The organism is Polaribacter sp. R2A056_3_33 (assembly GCF_019278485.1).
Taxonomy (GTDB): Bacteria; Bacteroidota; Bacteroidia; order Flavobacteriales; family Flavobacteriaceae; genus Polaribacter.
This window is the reverse complement of record NZ_CP058984.1, coordinates 1,146,020-1,163,345: the sequence shown is the minus strand read 5'-3', so window position 1 is coordinate 1,163,345 and position 17,326 is coordinate 1,146,020. Positions and strand designations below refer to the sequence as shown.

Below are 17,326 nucleotides of genomic sequence, written 5' to 3'. Positions count from 1 at the left end.
TTTTTTGAACAATATGTGTGTTTTTAAACAAATGTATTTATTATTGTTTAATATTTATGTTTTCATTTATCAGAAATGAAACTTTAATAAAGCAATAAATATGAAAGTTAAAGATACAAAATCTATAAAAAGTAGATGATTTCTATTAAGTTTGTATGCATGAAGCATACCTTAGGAAAAGAAGAGCGTTTAAAAAGTAAAAAGCTCATAGAAAAACTTTATGTAGAGAGAAGTTCTGTGAAGGCGTATCCTCTTAGAATGATTTATTTACAAACAGATCATACCTCAGAATTCCCAGCTCAAGTGGGAGTTTCTGTTCCTAAACGTAATTTTAAACTGGCTGTAGACAGAAATAGAATTAAGCGGTTAATGCGAGAATCTTATCGTTTGCAAAAAGAAATTGTCTACAATAATTTAGAGCAACCTTATGTTTTTATGATTTCGTATATTGGGAAAGATAAATGTACTTATGACGAGATATTCTTAAAAATGGAAAAATTACTAACTCGGTTTGTTAGTGAAGTAAAAAATAAAAAAAATGAAGAGGTTTAAGTTTTCAAAAAATACAATTATTGTTCTTTTAGTAGGAACAATCTTTTTATCGTTTGCATTTAAATCGAAATTCTTTGAGGTTGCCAAGCAAATTGAAATTTACAATACATTATTTAAAGAGTTAAATATGTATTATGTAGATGAAATTAACCCTGCAGAATTAACAAATAGCGCTATTAAAAATACGCTTAAAGATTTAGATCCTTATACCAATTTTTACAATGAGCAAGATGTAGAAAATGCAAAAATCTTAAGAGAAGGAGAGTATGGCGGTATTGGAGTTTCTGTTTATTATATAAAACAAGGAATTCAGATTAAAGAAATTTTTAAGGGATATTCGGCAGATAAAGCAGGTTTAAAACCTGGAGATATTATTGTTTCTATTGATGGCCAATCTGTAAAAGATATGGAAAGTGAGCAACTTTCTATGTTGATAAAAGGAACACCAAATAGTACTTTTTCTGCAGAGATAGAAAGACAAGGGAAAAGGATTCAGAAAGAAATAACTAGGGATAAAGTGGTTATAAATCCAGTGCCTTTTTCTGAAATGATTGATGAAGAAACGGGGTATATTGTATTAACACGCTTTAATGAAAAAGCGTCATCCGAAGTAAAAAAAGCATTTAGAAAATTAAAGAAGGCAGGTATGAAGCAACTGGTTTTCGATTTAAGAGGAAATCCAGGAGGTTCTTTGTTAGAATCTATAAATATTGCTAATTTCTTTTTACCAAAAGGAGAGGTAATTGTTTCTACAAAAGCAAAAGTTAAAAAATGGAGCAATACGTATAAAAGCACTAATGATCCTTTAGACTTAGAGATACCGATTGTAGTTTTAGTAAATGGACGTTCTGCTTCGGCATCAGAAATTGTAAGTGGTTCTTTGCAAGATTATGATAGGGCGGTAATTATGGGGCAGCGTTCTTTTGGAAAAGGATTGGTACAGCGTTATAGAAAATTGACATACGGTACCCAATTAAAATTAACAATTTCTAAGTATTATACGCCAAGTGGTCGATGTATTCAGGAGTTAGATTATGCTAATAGAGATAAAAACGGAAAAGTTCCTAAATTTTCTGATTCAGGAATCAATGAGTTTAAAACGGCAAACGGAAGAAAAGTATATGATGGAGGTGGTGTTTTACCAGATATAGTTATTAAAACATCAGAAAAAACGGAAGCAACTGAGATGATCTTAAACTCTAAAGTTATTTTTAATTTTTCTGTAAACTATTATTATCAGCATCCATCAATAGAAAGTGCTCTTAATTTTGAATTTAAAGAGGCTGATTTTAATAAGTTTACTAATTATTTAGAGTTAGATACCACATTTGTTACCAGGCAAGAAGCTTTGTTTAAAGAAGCATATAAAGCTATAACAGTAAATAATATTTCTAATGAATATGAGAAAATTAAAGAAAAATTATTTAAAAATAAAGTAGATGAAATCACTAAGAATAAGGATATTCTTAAAATAGTTCTTGAAGAAGAAATTCTAAATAAATACTATTTTGATGAGGGGGTATATAATCATAAATTAAAGAATGATTTGGTTATAAGAGAAGCGGTTAACGTATTAAAAAACCAAGAAAAATATAAGCAAATTTTATCCGCTAAATAATTTTATATTTGAAAATTAAAATTGAAAATGACAAAAATAAATAAAACAGATAGAACTAGAGCTCACGAGTCTACAAATGCAATAGAAAAATTATATATTTCTATGCGTCATTTATTTAGTAGAGGTTTTTACAAGCCAATGGGTATTTCTGGAGAAACTTTACGTAAATCTTTACTTTTATTAAGACCAGAAATTTATGGTTCAATTGCAGAAGAAAGAATTGAGTTAAGCGGGTTAATATATGTAATAGAAAGGCTTCCGAGAGGAATTGAAGAATGCCAATTTATAAACTTAACTGCAGATGAAGGCTATAGTAGTTCTCATTTCGAAAGCATAATTCCGCCTAAAAGAAGAAGGAATTGTTATAGAATAGACAAAGACCAAATGAATATAGAAATTACACGTGGTCGTTCTGAAATTTATGATATTCTTACACACTTAACTTTTTTATTTATAGAATCTCACAAAATTCAAAAAAGAGTAACAATAAACGAAGGAACAGATTTTATTAGAGAATGGAAATATTTAGAAGATATTGTTATTTATAATAAACAAATTACCGACCAAGAAAGAGAGGTTGCTATTGCGCATTTAAGTAATATTTTAGGAAGAACTTTTGAGGAAGTAATAGATATTCATAAAGCATTTGCAACATCAGAAAAAAAAGATCGTTTTTTTCACTTAATTTATTGGTTAGGTAAATTAGCAATCAATGAAGTTTTAGAGAATAAGAAGAGAAAAGTTACTTTTAGCTCTGTTTTAATTGAAGAAATCGGACATCACATTTATGGTGATATTTGGGCAAATAATATTAAAAAGGTACTAAAAGAAAATAGTCTGCTTAAAAGACCAATTCATATTATTAGTGCCAACATGCACAGTGTATTAAATTCTATTTATGCCAAAGGTGCGTTGCCAAAAGAAGCCGAAGAGTATGAAGGTTTTGGCCTGTTTCAGTTATTAAGTAATTCTGATAGTAAGCCTTTGCAAAAAGCGGTTAAAGAATATGCATCAGAAAATGGATTGATCTATATTAAAGATACTTCTGGTACAAATATTAACGTTCAAGTAATAGATACAGAAAAAATTAATTTTGAAGATTCTCCGTATGAAAAAGTAAATTCTGTAAATAAGAAGCCTGTTATAATTGTGATGGATTATGCTTTTGGTGAACAAGCTTACGAAACTATGGATGAGCTTTTAAAACCTTATAAAAATACGAAGAAGAAAAATCATTTAGATGTAAAATCTGTTTCTATAATGGGTAAAGCAGGTATTTTAGAAGGTGGTAAAGGAGATATTATGATTCCTACTGCGCATATTTTTGAAGGTACTGCAGATAATTATCCATTTAAAAATGAGTTATCTAAAGAAGATTTAGAAGGTTTTGGTGTAGAAGTTTTTGATGGTTCTATGATTTCTGTTTTAGGAACTTCATTACAGAATAAAGATTTGTTACAGTTTTTCCATGACTCTACATGGAATGTTATTGGTTTAGAAATGGAAGGTGCTCATTATCAAAAAGCAATACAATCTGCCTCTAAAATTAGAGGAAATATTTCTAAAAACGTAAAAGTAAGATATGCATATTATGCATCGGATAATCCGCTAGAAACAGGAGCAACATTAGCTTCTGGAGGTTTAGGTATGACAGGTGTTACACCAACATATGCGATTACACAAAAAATATTAGAACAAATTTTTTAAGAGTCTAAGACTAAAATATTATATCAAAAAAGAATGTCAACAAATCAAAAAAATAACGAAGAAGAAATAGATTTAGGTTCATTATTTGTACTTATCGGTAAAGGTTTTTCTAAGTTTTTTAATTTTATTGGAAGTATTTTTAAAGGAATTTTTAATTTTTTAATCATAATTTTAATCTTCTTTAAACAACACTTTATTAAGATTGCAATTGCAGCATTGGTAGGAGTTGTAGCAGGGGTTTTTTTGGAGGTGAAAAAGAAAGATCTTTATGGATCTGATTTACTTGTAAAACCGAATTTTGAAAGTACAAGGCAATTATATAATAATATAAATTATTATAATGACCTTGTAAGACAGAAAAAGACGGCAGATTTAGCTGAAATATTTAATCTAGACGAATCAACAGCTGCAAGTTTTAAGAAGTTTACAATCACTTCCATTGAAACTGAAAATGATATTATTGATTCTTACAATAAATTTATTTTGGCAGTAGATACAACTACGGTAAAGAGTTATAAATATGAGCAGTTTAAAAAAGCCTTCTCAAATTATGATTATAAAATTCATGAAATTCACGTAGTTTCAGAAAAAAACGACGTTTTTAATAATCTAGGAGATGTTATTATTTCTTCCGTAGTAAAGAATAAATATTTTAACAGATTAAAAGAGTTAAGTAATGAAAACCTAAATAGAACAGATTCTTTATTACGTCAAAATTTAGGTCAGGTAGATTCTTTAAGGAGGGTTTACATGCAGGTAATGGTTGAAGAGGCAAAAAAACAAAGTAACGGAACAAATATAGACTTAGGAGGTGTTAAGAGCACAACAAAAGAGTTAGAACTTTTTGAAACGAATAGAAGAATTAATGCAGAGTTAAGGGATGTTGTTAATGATAGATCTGAAGAATATGAGGTGATTAATGTAATTTCTAATTTTCAGGCGGTAGGATATAAAGTAAGCGGTGTTACGCAAAATTACGCCTTTTTATTAGCTATTTTAGGTGCGGGTCTTATGTTTTTATTTTTAATGATAAAACAACTAAATACATTTCTAAATAACTACAAAAAATAAATAATGCAAACAATTCTTATAACAGGTGGAGCGGGGTTTATAGGCTCTAATTTTATACCTTATTTTTTAAACGAACATAAAAATTACAAAGTAGTAAACTTAGATGTACTTACGTATGCAGGAGACCTTTCTAACTTATCTGAAATAGAAGATAATGAAAGGTATACTTTTGTAAAAGGAGATATTTGTGATAGAGATTTGGTAGAAAATCTTTTTAATCAATATAAATTTACGAGTGTTATTCATTTTGCAGCAGAATCTCATGTAGATAATTCTATTAAAAACCCTGATGCATTTGTAAGAACAAACGTCTTTGGAACTTTTAATTTACTAGATGTAGCTAAAAAATATTGGATGGAAAGTCCGAATGTATTTATAGAAGGTTTTGAAAATTCAAGATTCTTACATGTTTCTACAGATGAGGTATATGGTACTTTAGGAGAAGCAGGTTTGTTTACAGAAGAAACTCCTTATGCACCAAATAGCCCTTATAGTGCTTCTAAAGCATCATCAGATTTTATGGTGAGAAGTTACTTTCATACGTTTGGGATGAATGTTATAACCACCAATTGTTCTAACAATTATGGGCCAAAACAACATGACGAAAAACTGATTCCTACAATTATAAGAAAAGCAATTTCTGAGGAAAATATTCCCATTTATGGTGATGGAAAAAATATAAGAGACTGGTTGTACGTATTAGACCATTGTACTGGAATAGCGCTTGCTTTTAAAGAAGGTAAATTAGGGGAAACCTACAATATTGGTGGTAAAAATGAACGAAATAATTTATATATAGCAAATGCTATTTGTGAAATTTTAGACGAAGAAAAACCAAAAGAAAAATCGTACAAAGAACAAATTAGTTTTGTAGAAGACAGAGCGGGTCATGATTTTAGATATGCAATTGATGCATCAAAAATAGAAAATAAATTAAACTGGAAAGCTCAAGAAAATTTTGAGACGGGTATTAGAAAAACCATTCAGTGGTATTTAGAAAAATATAGTTAGATATGAAAGGAATAGTTTTAGCAGGAGGTTCTGGTACAAGATTACACCCACTTACATTGGCAGTAAGTAAACAGTTAATGCCAGTGTATGATAAACCGATGATTTACTACCCTCTTTCCACTCTAATTTCTGCAGGAATAAGAGAGGTTTTAATTATTTCTACACCGCAAGATTTACCCTTGTTTAAAAAGCTATTAGGAAACGGAAATCAAATTGGTTGTAGTTTTGAGTATGAAGTGCAAGCAGAACCAAATGGTTTGGCAGAAGCCTTTATTATAGGTGAAAAATTTATAGGCAAAGATAAAGTTGCCTTAATTTTAGGAGACAATATCTTTTATGGTTCAGGGTTGTCTAATTTGTTAAAAGCGAATAACAATCCTAATGGAGGTATTGTGTATGCATACCATGTAAATGATCCTGAAAGATATGGTGTGGTAGAATTTGATGACAATCAGAAAGCAATTTCAATAGAAGAAAAACCAGAAAAACCAAAGTCTAATTATGCGGTTCCTGGTATTTATTTTTATGATAATGAGGTTGTAGAAATTGCTAAAAATATAAAGCCAAGTAAAAGAGGAGAGTTAGAAATAACAGAAGTTAACAATGTGTATTTAAAAAAAGGGAAACTATCTGTAGAAATTTTAGATAGAGGAACTGCTTGGTTAGATACAGGTACTTTTGACTCTTTAATGCAAGCAGGTCAGTTTGTACAAGTAATTGAAGAAAGACAGGGCTTGAAAGTTGGTGCTATAGAAGAGGCTGCCTACAGAGCTGGTTTTATATCAAAAGAACAAATGATAGAAATAACAAAACCTTTGTTAAAAAGTGGTTATGGAAATAATTTATTAAAAATATAATGATTGTAAAAGAAACAAGTTTAGAAGGGTGTTATGTAATAGAGCCTCTTTTTTTTAAAGATAATAGAGGATGTTTTTTATTAGAATATAATAAAAAAGAATTCCAAGAAAAAACCGGGTTTACAGGAGATTTTGTTCTAGGAAATCAATCTACATCTCAATATGGAGTTGTAAGGGGGTTGCATTTACAAAGAGGAGAATTTGCACAAGCAAAATTAGTACGAGTTGTAAAAGGTAAAATTTTAGATGTTGCCGTTGATGCTAGAAAAGGTTCTGAAACTCTTGGAAAGGTATTTTCAGTAGAATTATCGGAAGAAAATAATAAGCAATTACTTGTTCCAAGAGGTTTTTTACATGGCTTTTCTGTTTTAGAAGATGATACAATTGTGTCTTATAAATGTGATAATTATTATCAACCAGAAGCAGAAGATGGTGTTTTATTTAATGATAAAGATTTAGATATTGATTGGGGTATACCTTTAGGTGAAATTACATTGTCTGAGAAGGATACTAAGTTAAAAACGTTTAAAGAGTTTATAAAAGTAACAAAATAGAAAGGTTTATAATTGTAATATAAGAAGCTAACTATAAATAATTTCTAAAACTAAAATCTATGATTCCTAAAATTATACATTCAATTTGGGTTGGTGGTAAAGAAAAACCTAAATTGGTAAAACAATGTGAGAAGTCTTGGGAAAAATATTGTGGGAATTATGAATTTATCGAATGGAATGAGGATAACTTTGATTTTAATAAAGCACCTTTATTTGTAAATGAAGCTTATCAAAAAAAAAAGTGGGCTTTTGTTTCGGATTATATAAGACTTTGGGTGCTTTATAACTATGGAGGAGTTTACCTTGATTCTGATATGGAGCTACTAAAAAATATTGATGACTTCTTGGTTAATAAAAGTTTTACTGGGTTTGAGGATGATGTTTCTGTACAAAGCAGTATAATAGGTAGTGTGAAAAATAACGATTTAATAAAAGAGTTATTAAGTTATTATGATGATAAATCGTTTATTTTAGAAGACGGATTAAATACAATTACGAATGTAGAAATAATATCAAGTATTTTAAATAAAAAAGGACTTATAAAAAATAACAAAGAACAATTAATTCTTGATAATTTAAGAATTTATCCAAGTGATTTTTTCTGTCCCAAAAGCTTTACAAATGGTAAAATTGTAATCAGTAGAAATACTTTTGGAATTCATCACTTTAATATGTCTTGGATTAGTCCTGCAAAAAAAATATCCATTAAACTAGGACAGTTTTATAGAAGAATTCTTAATAAAAATGTTTAAAAATATTTTCAAAATATTATCATCGCATATTATTGTTAAGTCTTTGGGACTTGCCAATATAGCTGTTGTATTAATTTTTTTATCGATTAAAGACTTTGGTGAGTATAGTTATTCTCTCCTTCTATTGCATTTAGGAGCAATAATTATAGATCCTTTTTTATCCTCTTATTTAGTTGATTTTAAAACATATAGTTACAAGAAATTTAATTTTGGAATTTTATTTTTATCCATTTTATTAGCGCCTCTTTTTTTTTATATAATTTCACATTTAAATCCTAAGTTAAATTTATATCTGTTTTTTTTATTTATAACAACATTTATAATTGGTACATCTTTAAAGTCATATTTAAATGTTAAAGAAAGGTATTATAATTATGGTATTGTTGATGTAGTTAGGCAAGTAAGTATTTTTGGTACAACCATTCTTTTCTTTTATGTTTTAGACTCTAATAATTATTTAGAGTTACTAGAAATCAACTACTTAGTTTCGTTTTTAGCCATGGTGTTTTTAGGTGTTCTTTTTGTAAAGAAAAGAGAGGTAGAGTTTAGTATTACTTTTGATAAATTAAAAACTTTATTATTTAGGTCTAAGTTTTTAATTTTTTACACTGCTTTAATTCCTTTTATTTCTTTTATTGATTCTTATTTTGTAGATGCATATTTGTCTGAAAAAAGCTTAGGTATTTACTCTTTTTCTTTAAAAGTTTATAATATTTCATTAATGTTAGTTGTGCCAATTTTTACGGTTTTAAACATCAAACAAATAGAAATTGCCAAAAATGATGATTATATACTATTTGTTAAAAAAAGTTTTAAAAAGGTCTTGTTATTTTCTTTTGCTCTTTTTTTAATTGCAATTCTTTTTAATTTTATCATTACACATTATATTTACAAAGAATATATTATTTCTTTTTGGAATACTAACATTTTAATGTTGGGTGCCTTTATTACGTATGTAACATTGCCATTTTCTTTTTTAATTGCTTACAGAAAGTATAAGTATTTATTTTCTTTAGGTGTATTAGCTATTTTATTTAATATTATTGTCAATTATTTTTTTATTGAGAAATACGGAATGCGTATAGCTGCTTTTTCAACCTTTTTATCTCAATTAATCATTAACCTAGGATCGGCTATTCTTTCATATATTTTGTTAAATAAAAAGAATGAGAATTAGTTTAAAAGAAGTATATACATTTTTATTTTTTCTAGGGATTTTCTTTATTCCCTTTAATTCGTATGTGGGTATTTCTTTTTTAGGAGAGTACAGAAAGGATGGTGCAATTGTTTTATTTCTACTAGCATCGATGTTCTTTTTTTTAGATTCTTTTTTTAAAAAGAATCTAAAAATACCAGTAAAAAACCTTTTTTTTCAGTTTTTAATCCTCTTTGTAGGCTGGTTATTTATTTCTACGTTATTAAATTTCACTTCAATTTATGAGAATTACTTAAAACAAACATCTGGGTTTAATCGGTTTTTTAGACAATTTTTAGCGCTCTCAATAGCTTTAATCTTATTTGTTACTGCCTATAACATTTTTAGTAACTATAAATTGAAAACAATATTTCTTCGATTAAGAAAAATACTTTTGTATTCCTTTGTTTTTATTTCGTTTTATTCCTTTATAGAAATTTTAATTTTAGTTTTTAATCTATCTTTTTTAAAAAGTTTTTTTCAACTATTTGATTATTTCCCTTTTACAGAAACAAGTTTAGATTTTAATTTTAAAAGAATTTCTTCTGTTGCTTATGAACCTCCTTTTTTAGCAATTTATTTGATTACAGTAGGTGGGTGGATGTTTAGTTATATTTTAACTTCAAAAGGAGTAAAAAAATACATACCAACTATAGTTGTTTTTATATTAACTTTTTTTTCAGGATCTAGAACAGCGTTAATTGTTGTGATATTTCAATTTATATTTTTTATAGGGGTTGTATTTTCAATTAATATTAAATTTCAGAAAGTTATACAGAGGTTTTTGCTTTTATTTAGTGCATTAATTATTTTGTTGTTTGTTTTTAATGGCAAAAAAGTAGCAGAGGCAGTTGAAACTAAATTAAGTACACTTAATTTTAAAAAAAACCTAACAAAAAGTATTTCTAATAGATCTAGGTTTGGTATTCAATACACATCATTATTAGTATTTGAAGAGAACCCCATTGTTGGTGTTGGTTTTGGCCAACAAGCTTATCATTTAAAAGATAAATATCCTAAATGGGCTACTCATAATAATTATGAGTTTAAGGAATATTATTTAAATGATAAAGATACATCCTTTCCTCCAGGCTTCAATCTTTATACTAGATTGTTAGCCGAAACAGGAATCATAGGAGTTTTAATTTTTGTGTCATTTATTTTTTTAATTATGCGACAATGTAAAAAGCTAATTAAAAGCAGAAATGACATAGAAAAAATAGTACCTATTGTATTACTTATTTCATTTATTGGGTTTTCAATAAATTGGTTGCAATTTGATAGTTTTAGAATTTATGGATTTTGGATTTGTTTAGCGTTATTAATATTGCAAATTCAACAGAAAAAAATAGAAAATGAATAGAGTTATTTTGTTAATTCCCCATTTTAACAACCCAATTGGGCTTTATAAATCTTTAAAGTCAATAAACAAAGAGGAATTCTTAGATGTCATTATTGTAGATGATGGGAGTGCCATTAAATTTGATGAAAACACGGTTAGATCTTCTTATTTAGCTAATGGAGAAGTTTATTTTGAATACCTTCCAGAGAATAAAGGGATCGAAATTGCTTTAAATAAAGGCTTAGAGTTTATTTTGAAGAAAGAATACGAGTTCACAGCGAGATTAGATTGTGGAGATGTTTGTATAGAAGAAAGGTTTAAAATACAAGAATCATTTTTAGATTTTAATAAAGAGATTGTGTTAGTTGGCAGTAACGTAGAATTTGTAGATTTAAAGGGAAATTTGGTCTATACTTTAAAAGTGCCAGAAAAAGATAAACTTATTAGAAAAAAGATGTTTATTAACGCCATGCATATTCATCCAACCATTATGTTTAGAAATAGTATTTTAGATACTATTGGTTTATATCCTGTTAACTATAAGGCAGCAGAAGATTATGCGTTTTTTTTTAATGTAACAAATAACTTTAAAGTTGCTAATATTAATAAGGTTTTAGTAAAATGTGAGATAAATCCAAAAGGAATTTCTACACTTTTAAGAAAGAAACAAGCAAAAAATAGAGTAGTCTTGATACTAAATAACTTTTATTTAGGTTTATATCCTATATATGGTTTGTTAAGAAGCTGTCTGCTCTACATTTTACCATTATCTCTTTTAATTAAATTAAAAAGTATTATTAAGAATTGATAGTAAAAAAAATAGATAATTTATTTGATATTGTTTTTTCAGTATTATTATTATCATTGCCAATATCAGTGGCAATCCCAAACATATTATTAGGAGTTCTTTTTTTAATTTTCTTATTCAAAAAAGACAAAGTTATATTGTCTAATACATATAGTAAGTTAGTAGTTATATATGTTTTATATATTATTTTTAAGGCAACCTTCTTTAATACCTTCCTAGAAAATTTTAATATATATAAGCAGTTGCTTGTTATTCTTGCTTTAAGTTTTTTATTTTTTAATGTTAAAAATGTAACTTTAGTTATAAAAGGATACATTTTAGGTGTTTCTTTTGCGATTATACTTTCTTTTTTTAAAATTTTAAAATTTTATCTTTCTTTTAAAGCCTTGCCTTTTGGTAACACTGCAGAAGTGCAAGATTTAATTTTAATTCATAGACCTTATTTTGGTTTTATGTGTTTAATTGCAATTGTTTTAATAGACATATTGTTTCTTAAACTTAAATTAAAAGCAGAAAAAATAACTTATTTAGTGCTAGCTTTTTTAATTGCTGTTTTTCTTTATGTTATTGTTGCTAGATTGGCATTATTCTTATTGGTCATTTATTTGGTCATAAGAAGTATAACTTATCTTAAGTTTTCAAGGACTAAGTCAGTTTTAGGATTCATTACCATTGTAGTTCTAATCACGATTTTTTTTTCAAAGAATAAAAATTTGAAAGATAGATTACATATAGAAAATTCTTATAGCCAGACAATTAAAGTATTAAAAAACCAAGAGCCAAGGTTTGTTATTTGGGATTGTGTTTTTAACCAAATTAATGATTCGAAATTTAATTTTTATTTTGGTCATAATAATCGAAATACTATTCAGGATAATTTAAATAAGTGTTATAAGGATAATATAGATAATATTTCTAAAAGAGATTATTATCTAAAAACTGCGTTTAATACTCATAATCAATTTTTAGATATTTTCTTAGAAGGAGGTATTGTTGGTTTAACATTAATGTTATCAATTTTATTTTTTTCTTTGTATACATTTAAAGATAGTTTTAATTCGATATTTGTTATATGTTCCTTTGTACTTTTTTTAATGGTAGAGAATTTATTTCATAGGCAATTGGGTGTATATTTATTTGGTGTTTTTATACCTTTATTTCATAAAATTACGAAAGAAAAAAAATGAAAATAGAAAAAAAAATATTAGTGATGGATTGGTTAGATGCCTATGCAGGGTCAGAACAGGTTGTAAAATATTTACATCAAAAATACAATTTTGATAAAGTTTATGTTTTAATAAATATAATGCCAAAAGAAAATTTAAAAAAAATATTTGGTAATAAAGTGATTCCTATAGAAACGACTTTTTTAAAAATATTTGGGAGTAAGTTTAGAGCAGCATTACCTCTTTTTCCTTTTTTCTTAAAACAATTAAAAGTTAAAGAAGAAAATGCACTTATTATAAGTGTTACACATTCTGTTGTAAAAGGAATAAGTTATAAAAAAAGTAGCAAACATATTTCTTATTTAGTAGCAAGAAATTTAAAATATGTTTGGGAAGAAAAAGAATTGTATTTTAAAGGCATAAAAAAAATAGGTTCTTTTATTATACCTTCAATGAGAAGGTTTGATATAAGAATGTCTAAAAAACCTACAGTAATAATATCTGTTTCCGATTTTGTATCTAATTGGGCAATAGATAAGTATAAAAGAAAAGTATATACTATTAATCCACCAGTAAATGTGGATGATTTTGAGTATTGTGAAGAAAAAGAAGATTTTTATGTATCTGTAGGTAGATTAGAGCCTTACAAAAGATATGATTTATTAATAGATGCATTTAATAAGAATGGAAAAAAATTAGTTATTATTGGAGACGGTTCCTTAATGAAAGAATTTAAAGATAAAGCAAATAAAAATATTGAGTTTAAAGGATATTTATTCCCAGAAGAATCTAAGCAATTATTAAAAAAAGCAAAAGCTTTTGTTTTTTGTGGTAAAGAAGATTTTGGAATAGCGCTTTTAGAACCACAGGTTTGTGGTACACCAGTAATTGCTTATGGATCTGGGGGGGCTTTAGATACAGTATTAGAAAATAAAACGGGAATATTCTTTAGAGAACAAACTGTAGCATCATTAACCGATGCGATTAATAAATTTGAAAGTATTAAGTTTAACTGCAAATCTATAAGAGAACATTCGTTAGGTTTTTCAATAGACAATTTTAAAAATAAATTTCATAAAAAAGTAATTGAAACCTTAGAATTAGATTAGATGAAAAAACGCTTTTCCTATTTAATAAGACCACTTCAAACATTTGTAGACCTACTTATTATCAACGTTATTGTTTATTTAATATATGATAAAGCATTTTTAAATGTTTACTTTCTATCATACATATCTGTTTTTTGGCTTGTTACAACTTATTTATTTGGGTTCTATAATGTATATAGGTATACAGGTTTACTAAGAGTTTCTACACTTTTAGGAAAACAATTTCTCCTTTTTATTCTAGGTTATTTTGCTTATTTCGGTTTCTTTAGAGAAGGAGAGGTTGTTAATAATCAGTTTTTAATTTTAATTTCTATAATTTTAAGTGTTTCTTTAGTAAAATTTTTGTGGCTTCTATTGTTAAAGAAATACAGGTCTCTTGGGAATAACTTTAGAACGACGATTGTAGTTGGTTTTGATGATTCTTCAAAAAATATTATTAAACTTTTTAAAAGTAAATCTAACTTAGGATATAGATATTTAGGCTTTTTCTCGGATAAAAAGTATAAGAATAGTGAATGTTTAGGAGATTTAGAAAGTGTGTTTAAATATGTAACAGATAATTTTGTAGATCAAATTTACTGCTCTTTGTCATCATTAAATGAAGATCAAATAAAAAAAATAAACAAGTTTGCAATTGATAAGGACATTGTTTTAAAACTGATACCAAACTCAAGTGAATTGTATAGTAAAAATCAGAGTGTAGAATATTATGACGATGCATTAATGGTTTTAAATGTAAATAAACTGCCCTTTGAGTTTGCGGAAAACTTTTACATTAAAAGAGTATTTGATGTCTTCTTTTCTTTATTCGTAATCATTTTTCTGTTATCATGGTTATTACCTATTTTATGGTTTTTAATCAAATTAGAATCTAAAGGACCTTTAATTTTTAAACAAGGAAGGGAAGGTATAAACGGAGAAGAATTTATATGTTACAAATTTAGATCTATGCAAATAAATGATTTATCAGATAAAATACATGCTACAAAAAATGATGCCAGAGTAACAAAGATTGGAGCGTTTTTACGCAAAACAAGTATGGATGAATTACCTCAGTTTTTTAATGTATTAGTTGGTGACATGAGTGTAGTTGGACCCAGACCACATTTAGAAAGTTTGTCTTTAGAGTATCAAAAAGATGTAGATGATTATTTAAAAAGACATATTGTAAAACCAGGAATTACTGGTTTAGCCCAAGTAAGTGGGTATAGAGGAGAAATAAAAAGAAGAACAGATATTAAAAATAGAGTAAGGTTAGATATTTTTTATATAGAAAATTGGTCATTTTTTTTAGATATCAAAATTATTTTACAGACCATTCTTAATGTTTTTAAAGGAGAAGAAAAGGCGTATTAGATGACAGGAAATGTTACACTTACAGCTACAATTGTTCTTTACAATGAAAATCTATCATCATTAAAAAAAACGATTGACTCTTTTTTAAAAATAAATTTAGATAAGAAACTTTTTTTAATTGATAATTCGCCTTCAAATACGTTACAGAAACACTTTGTTTCTTCTGAAATTGAATATATTTTTGTTGGAAAAAATATAGGTTTCGGTCGTGCTCATAATTTAGTTTTAGATAAAGTCAACTCTCAATTTCATCTGGTTTTAAATCCTGATGTAGAGTTTGATTCTCTAATTATTCCTATTCTAATTTGTAAATTAGAAGAAGAAAAAGATGTTTCTTTTATAACACCAAAAGTTATTTATCCAAATAAAGAAAAACAATACGTTTGTAGAAAACATCCAACTTTTTTTGATTTGATAAATAGAAAACTAAAGATCTCTAAAAATCAAATTTTAAAAAACGAGTATAGAAATAAAGATTTATCAAAACCATTTTATCCAGAATTTATTCATGGTTGTTTTATGCTTTTTAAAGCAGCCGATTTTAAAAATCTAAAAGGGTTCGATGAACGTTATTTCTTATATATGGAAGATGCTGATATTTGTAGAAAAATAGATGATTCAGGAAAAAAGAAACTATATTATCCAAACATAGAAATTACTCATCAACATCAAAAAGGTTCATCAAAAAATATTAAATTATTTTTTTATCACCTAGCATCCGCAATTAAATATTTTTTAAAATGGAGTTTTAGTTAAAATTAAACAATTATTAAAATTCATATTTCTAAAATGTCTTTCCCACGAAAGTGGAAATCCAAAGAATTTAAAATATATTTGCAATAACAACAACACAACAAACAATGAATGTACTTATTTTAGGTTCTGGAGGTAGAGAACACGCTTTTGCTATAAAATTATTAGAAAGTAAAAAAATTAATAAACTTTTTGTAGCTCCAGGAAATGCAGGAACAGATAAAATAGCAACCAACATTAATATTAGTGTTACTGATTTTGAAGCGGTTAAAAAGGTTACATTAGAAAACAACATTAAAATGGTTGTTGTTGGTCCAGAAGTACCTTTGGTAGCTGGTGTGCACGATTTCTTTTTGGCAGACGAAGAGTTAAAAAATATTCCAGTAATCGGGCCTAAAAAAGACGGTGCTTTATTAGAAGGATCTAAAGATTTTTCTAAACAATTCATGCAAAAACATGGTGTTCCTACAGCACGTTACGAGTCTTTTACTAAAGATAATTTACAAGAAGGTTTTGCTTTTCTAGAAACTTTAGAGCCGCCTTATGTTTTAAAAGCAGATGGTTTAGCTGCAGGAAAAGGAGTGTTAATTTTAAACTCTTTAGAAGAAGCAAAAACCGAATTAGAAGAAATGGTTTCTAATGGGAAATTTGGAGATGCATCTACAACCGTAGTTATCGAAGAGTTTTTAAAAGGAATAGAATTATCTGTCTTTGTGTTAACAGACGGAAAAAGTTATAAAATTTTACCTTCAGCTAAAGATTATAAAAGAATTGGCGAAGGAGATGCTGGTTTAAATACTGGTGGAATGGGCGCAATTTCTCCCGTACCGTTTGCAGATAAAGCATTTTTAGATAAAGTAGAAGAGTTGGTTGTAAAACCTACCATTGCTGGTTTACAGAAAGACGGAATCGATTATAGAGGTTTTATCTTTATTGGTTTGATGAATGATAACGGAAACCCGTCTGTGGTTGAGTATAACGTTAGAATGGGAGATCCGGAAACAGAAGTTGTTTTGCCTAGAATTGAGTCAGATTTATTTGAATTGTTCGAAGGAGTGGCAAATCAGAACTTAAGTGAGAAATCGTTTTCTGTAACTGATAAAACGGCAACTACAGTTATGTTGGTTTCTGGCGGATATCCAGAAGCTTATGAAAAAAACAAAGAAATTACAGGTTACGATACTGTAGAAGATTCTTTCGTTTTTCATGCAGGAACTACCATTAAAGAAGGCAAAGTTGTTACAAGTGGAGGTAGAGTTATCGCGGTAACCTCATTTGGTGACACCATTGAAGAGGCTTTAGAAAAGAGTTATAAAAGTATCGATAAGATTCATTTCGATAAAATGAATTACAGAAAAGACATTGGTTTCGATTTAGTATAGCGCTATTTTTATTTGGGCGTTTTAACAGGCTTTCCATTGTATCTTTTTTTCAGAAAAAGAAAAAAAGGATGCCATTTCAATCCTTAACGCACT

Annotated in this window: 16 protein-coding genes; all 16 read left to right on the top strand. The window is 27.5% G+C overall.

Going from position 1 to position 17,326, the window contains the following annotated elements; genetic code table 11:
• The first annotated feature begins 159 nt into the window (after positions 1-159).
• Positions 160-552 (top strand): ribonuclease P protein component, encoded by a 393-nt coding sequence (gene rnpA / locus H0I29_RS04935; RefSeq protein WP_218754615.1) that lies wholly within the window; start codon positions 160-162, stop codon positions 550-552.
• Positions 539-2,170, top strand: coding sequence for a S41 family peptidase (locus H0I29_RS04930; protein WP_218754614.1), 1,632 nt, complete (start codon positions 539-541; stop codon positions 2,168-2,170). Before rnpA ends, H0I29_RS04930 begins: the two co-directional genes overlap by 14 nt.
• Positions 2,171-2,197: 27 nt before the next feature.
• A complete protein-coding gene (locus H0I29_RS04925; RefSeq protein ID WP_218754613.1) occupies positions 2,198-3,877 on the top strand; it encodes a hypothetical protein in 1,680 nt (559 codons plus the stop codon).
• A gap of 33 nt (positions 3,878-3,910) precedes the next feature.
• Positions 3,911-4,948 carry a hypothetical protein gene (locus H0I29_RS04920; protein WP_218754612.1) on the top strand — a complete coding sequence of 346 codons (1,038 nt, stop codon included), beginning with the start codon at positions 3,911-3,913 and terminating at the stop codon, positions 4,946-4,948.
• Between the two features lie 3 nt (positions 4,949-4,951).
• Positions 4,952-5,959 carry a dTDP-glucose 4,6-dehydratase gene (rfbB, locus tag H0I29_RS04915; protein WP_218754611.1) on the top strand — a complete coding sequence of 336 codons (1,008 nt, stop codon included), beginning with the start codon at positions 4,952-4,954 and terminating at the stop codon, positions 5,957-5,959.
• Between the two features lie 2 nt (positions 5,960-5,961).
• Complete coding sequence (rfbA, locus tag H0I29_RS04910) at positions 5,962-6,816, top strand: glucose-1-phosphate thymidylyltransferase RfbA (RefSeq protein ID WP_218754610.1); 855 nt, start codon at positions 5,962-5,964, stop codon at positions 6,814-6,816.
• Positions 6,816-7,370, top strand: a complete 555-nt coding sequence (gene rfbC, locus H0I29_RS04905; protein WP_218731747.1) for a dTDP-4-dehydrorhamnose 3,5-epimerase — start codon at positions 6,816-6,818, stop codon at positions 7,368-7,370. The genes rfbA and rfbC overlap by 1 nt, the downstream gene beginning before the upstream one ends.
• Positions 7,371-7,429: 59 nt before the next feature.
• Complete coding sequence (locus H0I29_RS04900) at positions 7,430-8,122, top strand: glycosyltransferase family 32 protein (protein WP_218731746.1); 693 nt, start codon at positions 7,430-7,432, stop codon at positions 8,120-8,122.
• The gene (locus H0I29_RS04895) at positions 8,115-9,299 is read left to right on the top strand and encodes a hypothetical protein (protein WP_218731745.1); all 1,185 of its coding nucleotides are present in this window, start codon (positions 8,115-8,117) and stop codon (positions 9,297-9,299) included. Before H0I29_RS04900 ends, H0I29_RS04895 begins: the two co-directional genes overlap by 8 nt.
• Positions 9,289-10,680 (top strand): O-antigen ligase, encoded by a 1,392-nt coding sequence (locus tag H0I29_RS04890; protein WP_218731744.1) that lies wholly within the window; start codon positions 9,289-9,291, stop codon positions 10,678-10,680. The genes H0I29_RS04895 and H0I29_RS04890 overlap by 11 nt, the downstream gene beginning before the upstream one ends.
• A complete protein-coding gene (locus H0I29_RS04885) occupies positions 10,673-11,467 on the top strand; it encodes a glycosyltransferase (protein WP_218731743.1) in 795 nt (264 codons plus the stop codon). Before H0I29_RS04890 ends, H0I29_RS04885 begins: the two co-directional genes overlap by 8 nt.
• Positions 11,464-12,654: an O-antigen ligase gene (locus H0I29_RS04880; RefSeq protein WP_218731742.1), complete on the top strand. Its 1,191-nt coding sequence runs from the start codon at positions 11,464-11,466 to the stop codon at positions 12,652-12,654. The genes H0I29_RS04885 and H0I29_RS04880 overlap by 4 nt, the downstream gene beginning before the upstream one ends.
• The gene (locus H0I29_RS04875; protein ID WP_218731741.1) at positions 12,651-13,742 is read left to right on the top strand and encodes a glycosyltransferase; all 1,092 of its coding nucleotides are present in this window, start codon (positions 12,651-12,653) and stop codon (positions 13,740-13,742) included. The genes H0I29_RS04880 and H0I29_RS04875 overlap by 4 nt, the downstream gene beginning before the upstream one ends.
• Positions 13,743-15,098: an exopolysaccharide biosynthesis polyprenyl glycosylphosphotransferase gene (locus tag H0I29_RS04870; RefSeq protein WP_218754609.1), complete on the top strand. Its 1,356-nt coding sequence runs from the start codon at positions 13,743-13,745 to the stop codon at positions 15,096-15,098.
• A complete protein-coding gene (locus H0I29_RS04865) occupies positions 15,099-15,854 on the top strand; it encodes a glycosyltransferase (RefSeq protein ID WP_218754608.1) in 756 nt (251 codons plus the stop codon).
• A 104-nt stretch (positions 15,855-15,958) separates the two neighbouring features.
• A complete protein-coding gene (gene purD, locus H0I29_RS04860) occupies positions 15,959-17,233 on the top strand; it encodes a phosphoribosylamine--glycine ligase (RefSeq protein ID WP_218754607.1) in 1,275 nt (424 codons plus the stop codon).
• Positions 17,234-17,326 lie beyond the last annotated feature (93 nt).

Excerpts from the sequence above, each read along its gene's own strand:
- rfbA (WP_218754610.1), top strand. The coding sequence starts at position 5,962 with ATGAAAGGAATAGTTTTAGCAGGAGGTTCTGGTACAAGATTACACCCA.
- H0I29_RS04885 (WP_218731743.1), top strand. The coding sequence starts at position 10,673 with ATGAATAGAGTTATTTTGTTAATTCCCCATTTTAACAACCCAATTGGG.
- rnpA (WP_218754615.1), top strand. The coding sequence starts at position 160 with ATGAAGCATACCTTAGGAAAAGAAGAGCGTTTAAAAAGTAAAAAGCTC.
- H0I29_RS04875 (WP_218731741.1), top strand. The coding sequence starts at position 12,651 with ATGAAAATAGAAAAAAAAATATTAGTGATGGATTGGTTAGATGCCTAT.
- rfbC (WP_218731747.1), top strand. The coding sequence starts at position 6,816 with ATGATTGTAAAAGAAACAAGTTTAGAAGGGTGTTATGTAATAGAGCCT.
- H0I29_RS04890 (WP_218731744.1), top strand. The coding sequence starts at position 9,289 with ATGAGAATTAGTTTAAAAGAAGTATATACATTTTTATTTTTTCTAGGG.
- rfbB (WP_218754611.1), top strand. The coding sequence starts at position 4,952 with ATGCAAACAATTCTTATAACAGGTGGAGCGGGGTTTATAGGCTCTAAT.
- H0I29_RS04900 (WP_218731746.1), top strand. The coding sequence starts at position 7,430 with ATGATTCCTAAAATTATACATTCAATTTGGGTTGGTGGTAAAGAAAAA.
- purD (WP_218754607.1), top strand. The coding sequence starts at position 15,959 with ATGAATGTACTTATTTTAGGTTCTGGAGGTAGAGAACACGCTTTTGCT.
- H0I29_RS04920 (WP_218754612.1), top strand. The coding sequence starts at position 3,911 with ATGTCAACAAATCAAAAAAATAACGAAGAAGAAATAGATTTAGGTTCA.
- H0I29_RS04870 (WP_218754609.1), top strand. The coding sequence starts at position 13,743 with ATGAAAAAACGCTTTTCCTATTTAATAAGACCACTTCAAACATTTGTA.
- H0I29_RS04930 (WP_218754614.1), top strand. The coding sequence starts at position 539 with ATGAAGAGGTTTAAGTTTTCAAAAAATACAATTATTGTTCTTTTAGTA.
- H0I29_RS04925 (WP_218754613.1), top strand. The coding sequence starts at position 2,198 with ATGACAAAAATAAATAAAACAGATAGAACTAGAGCTCACGAGTCTACA.
- H0I29_RS04865 (WP_218754608.1), top strand. The coding sequence starts at position 15,099 with ATGACAGGAAATGTTACACTTACAGCTACAATTGTTCTTTACAATGAA.
- H0I29_RS04895 (WP_218731745.1), top strand. The coding sequence starts at position 8,115 with ATGTTTAAAAATATTTTCAAAATATTATCATCGCATATTATTGTTAAG.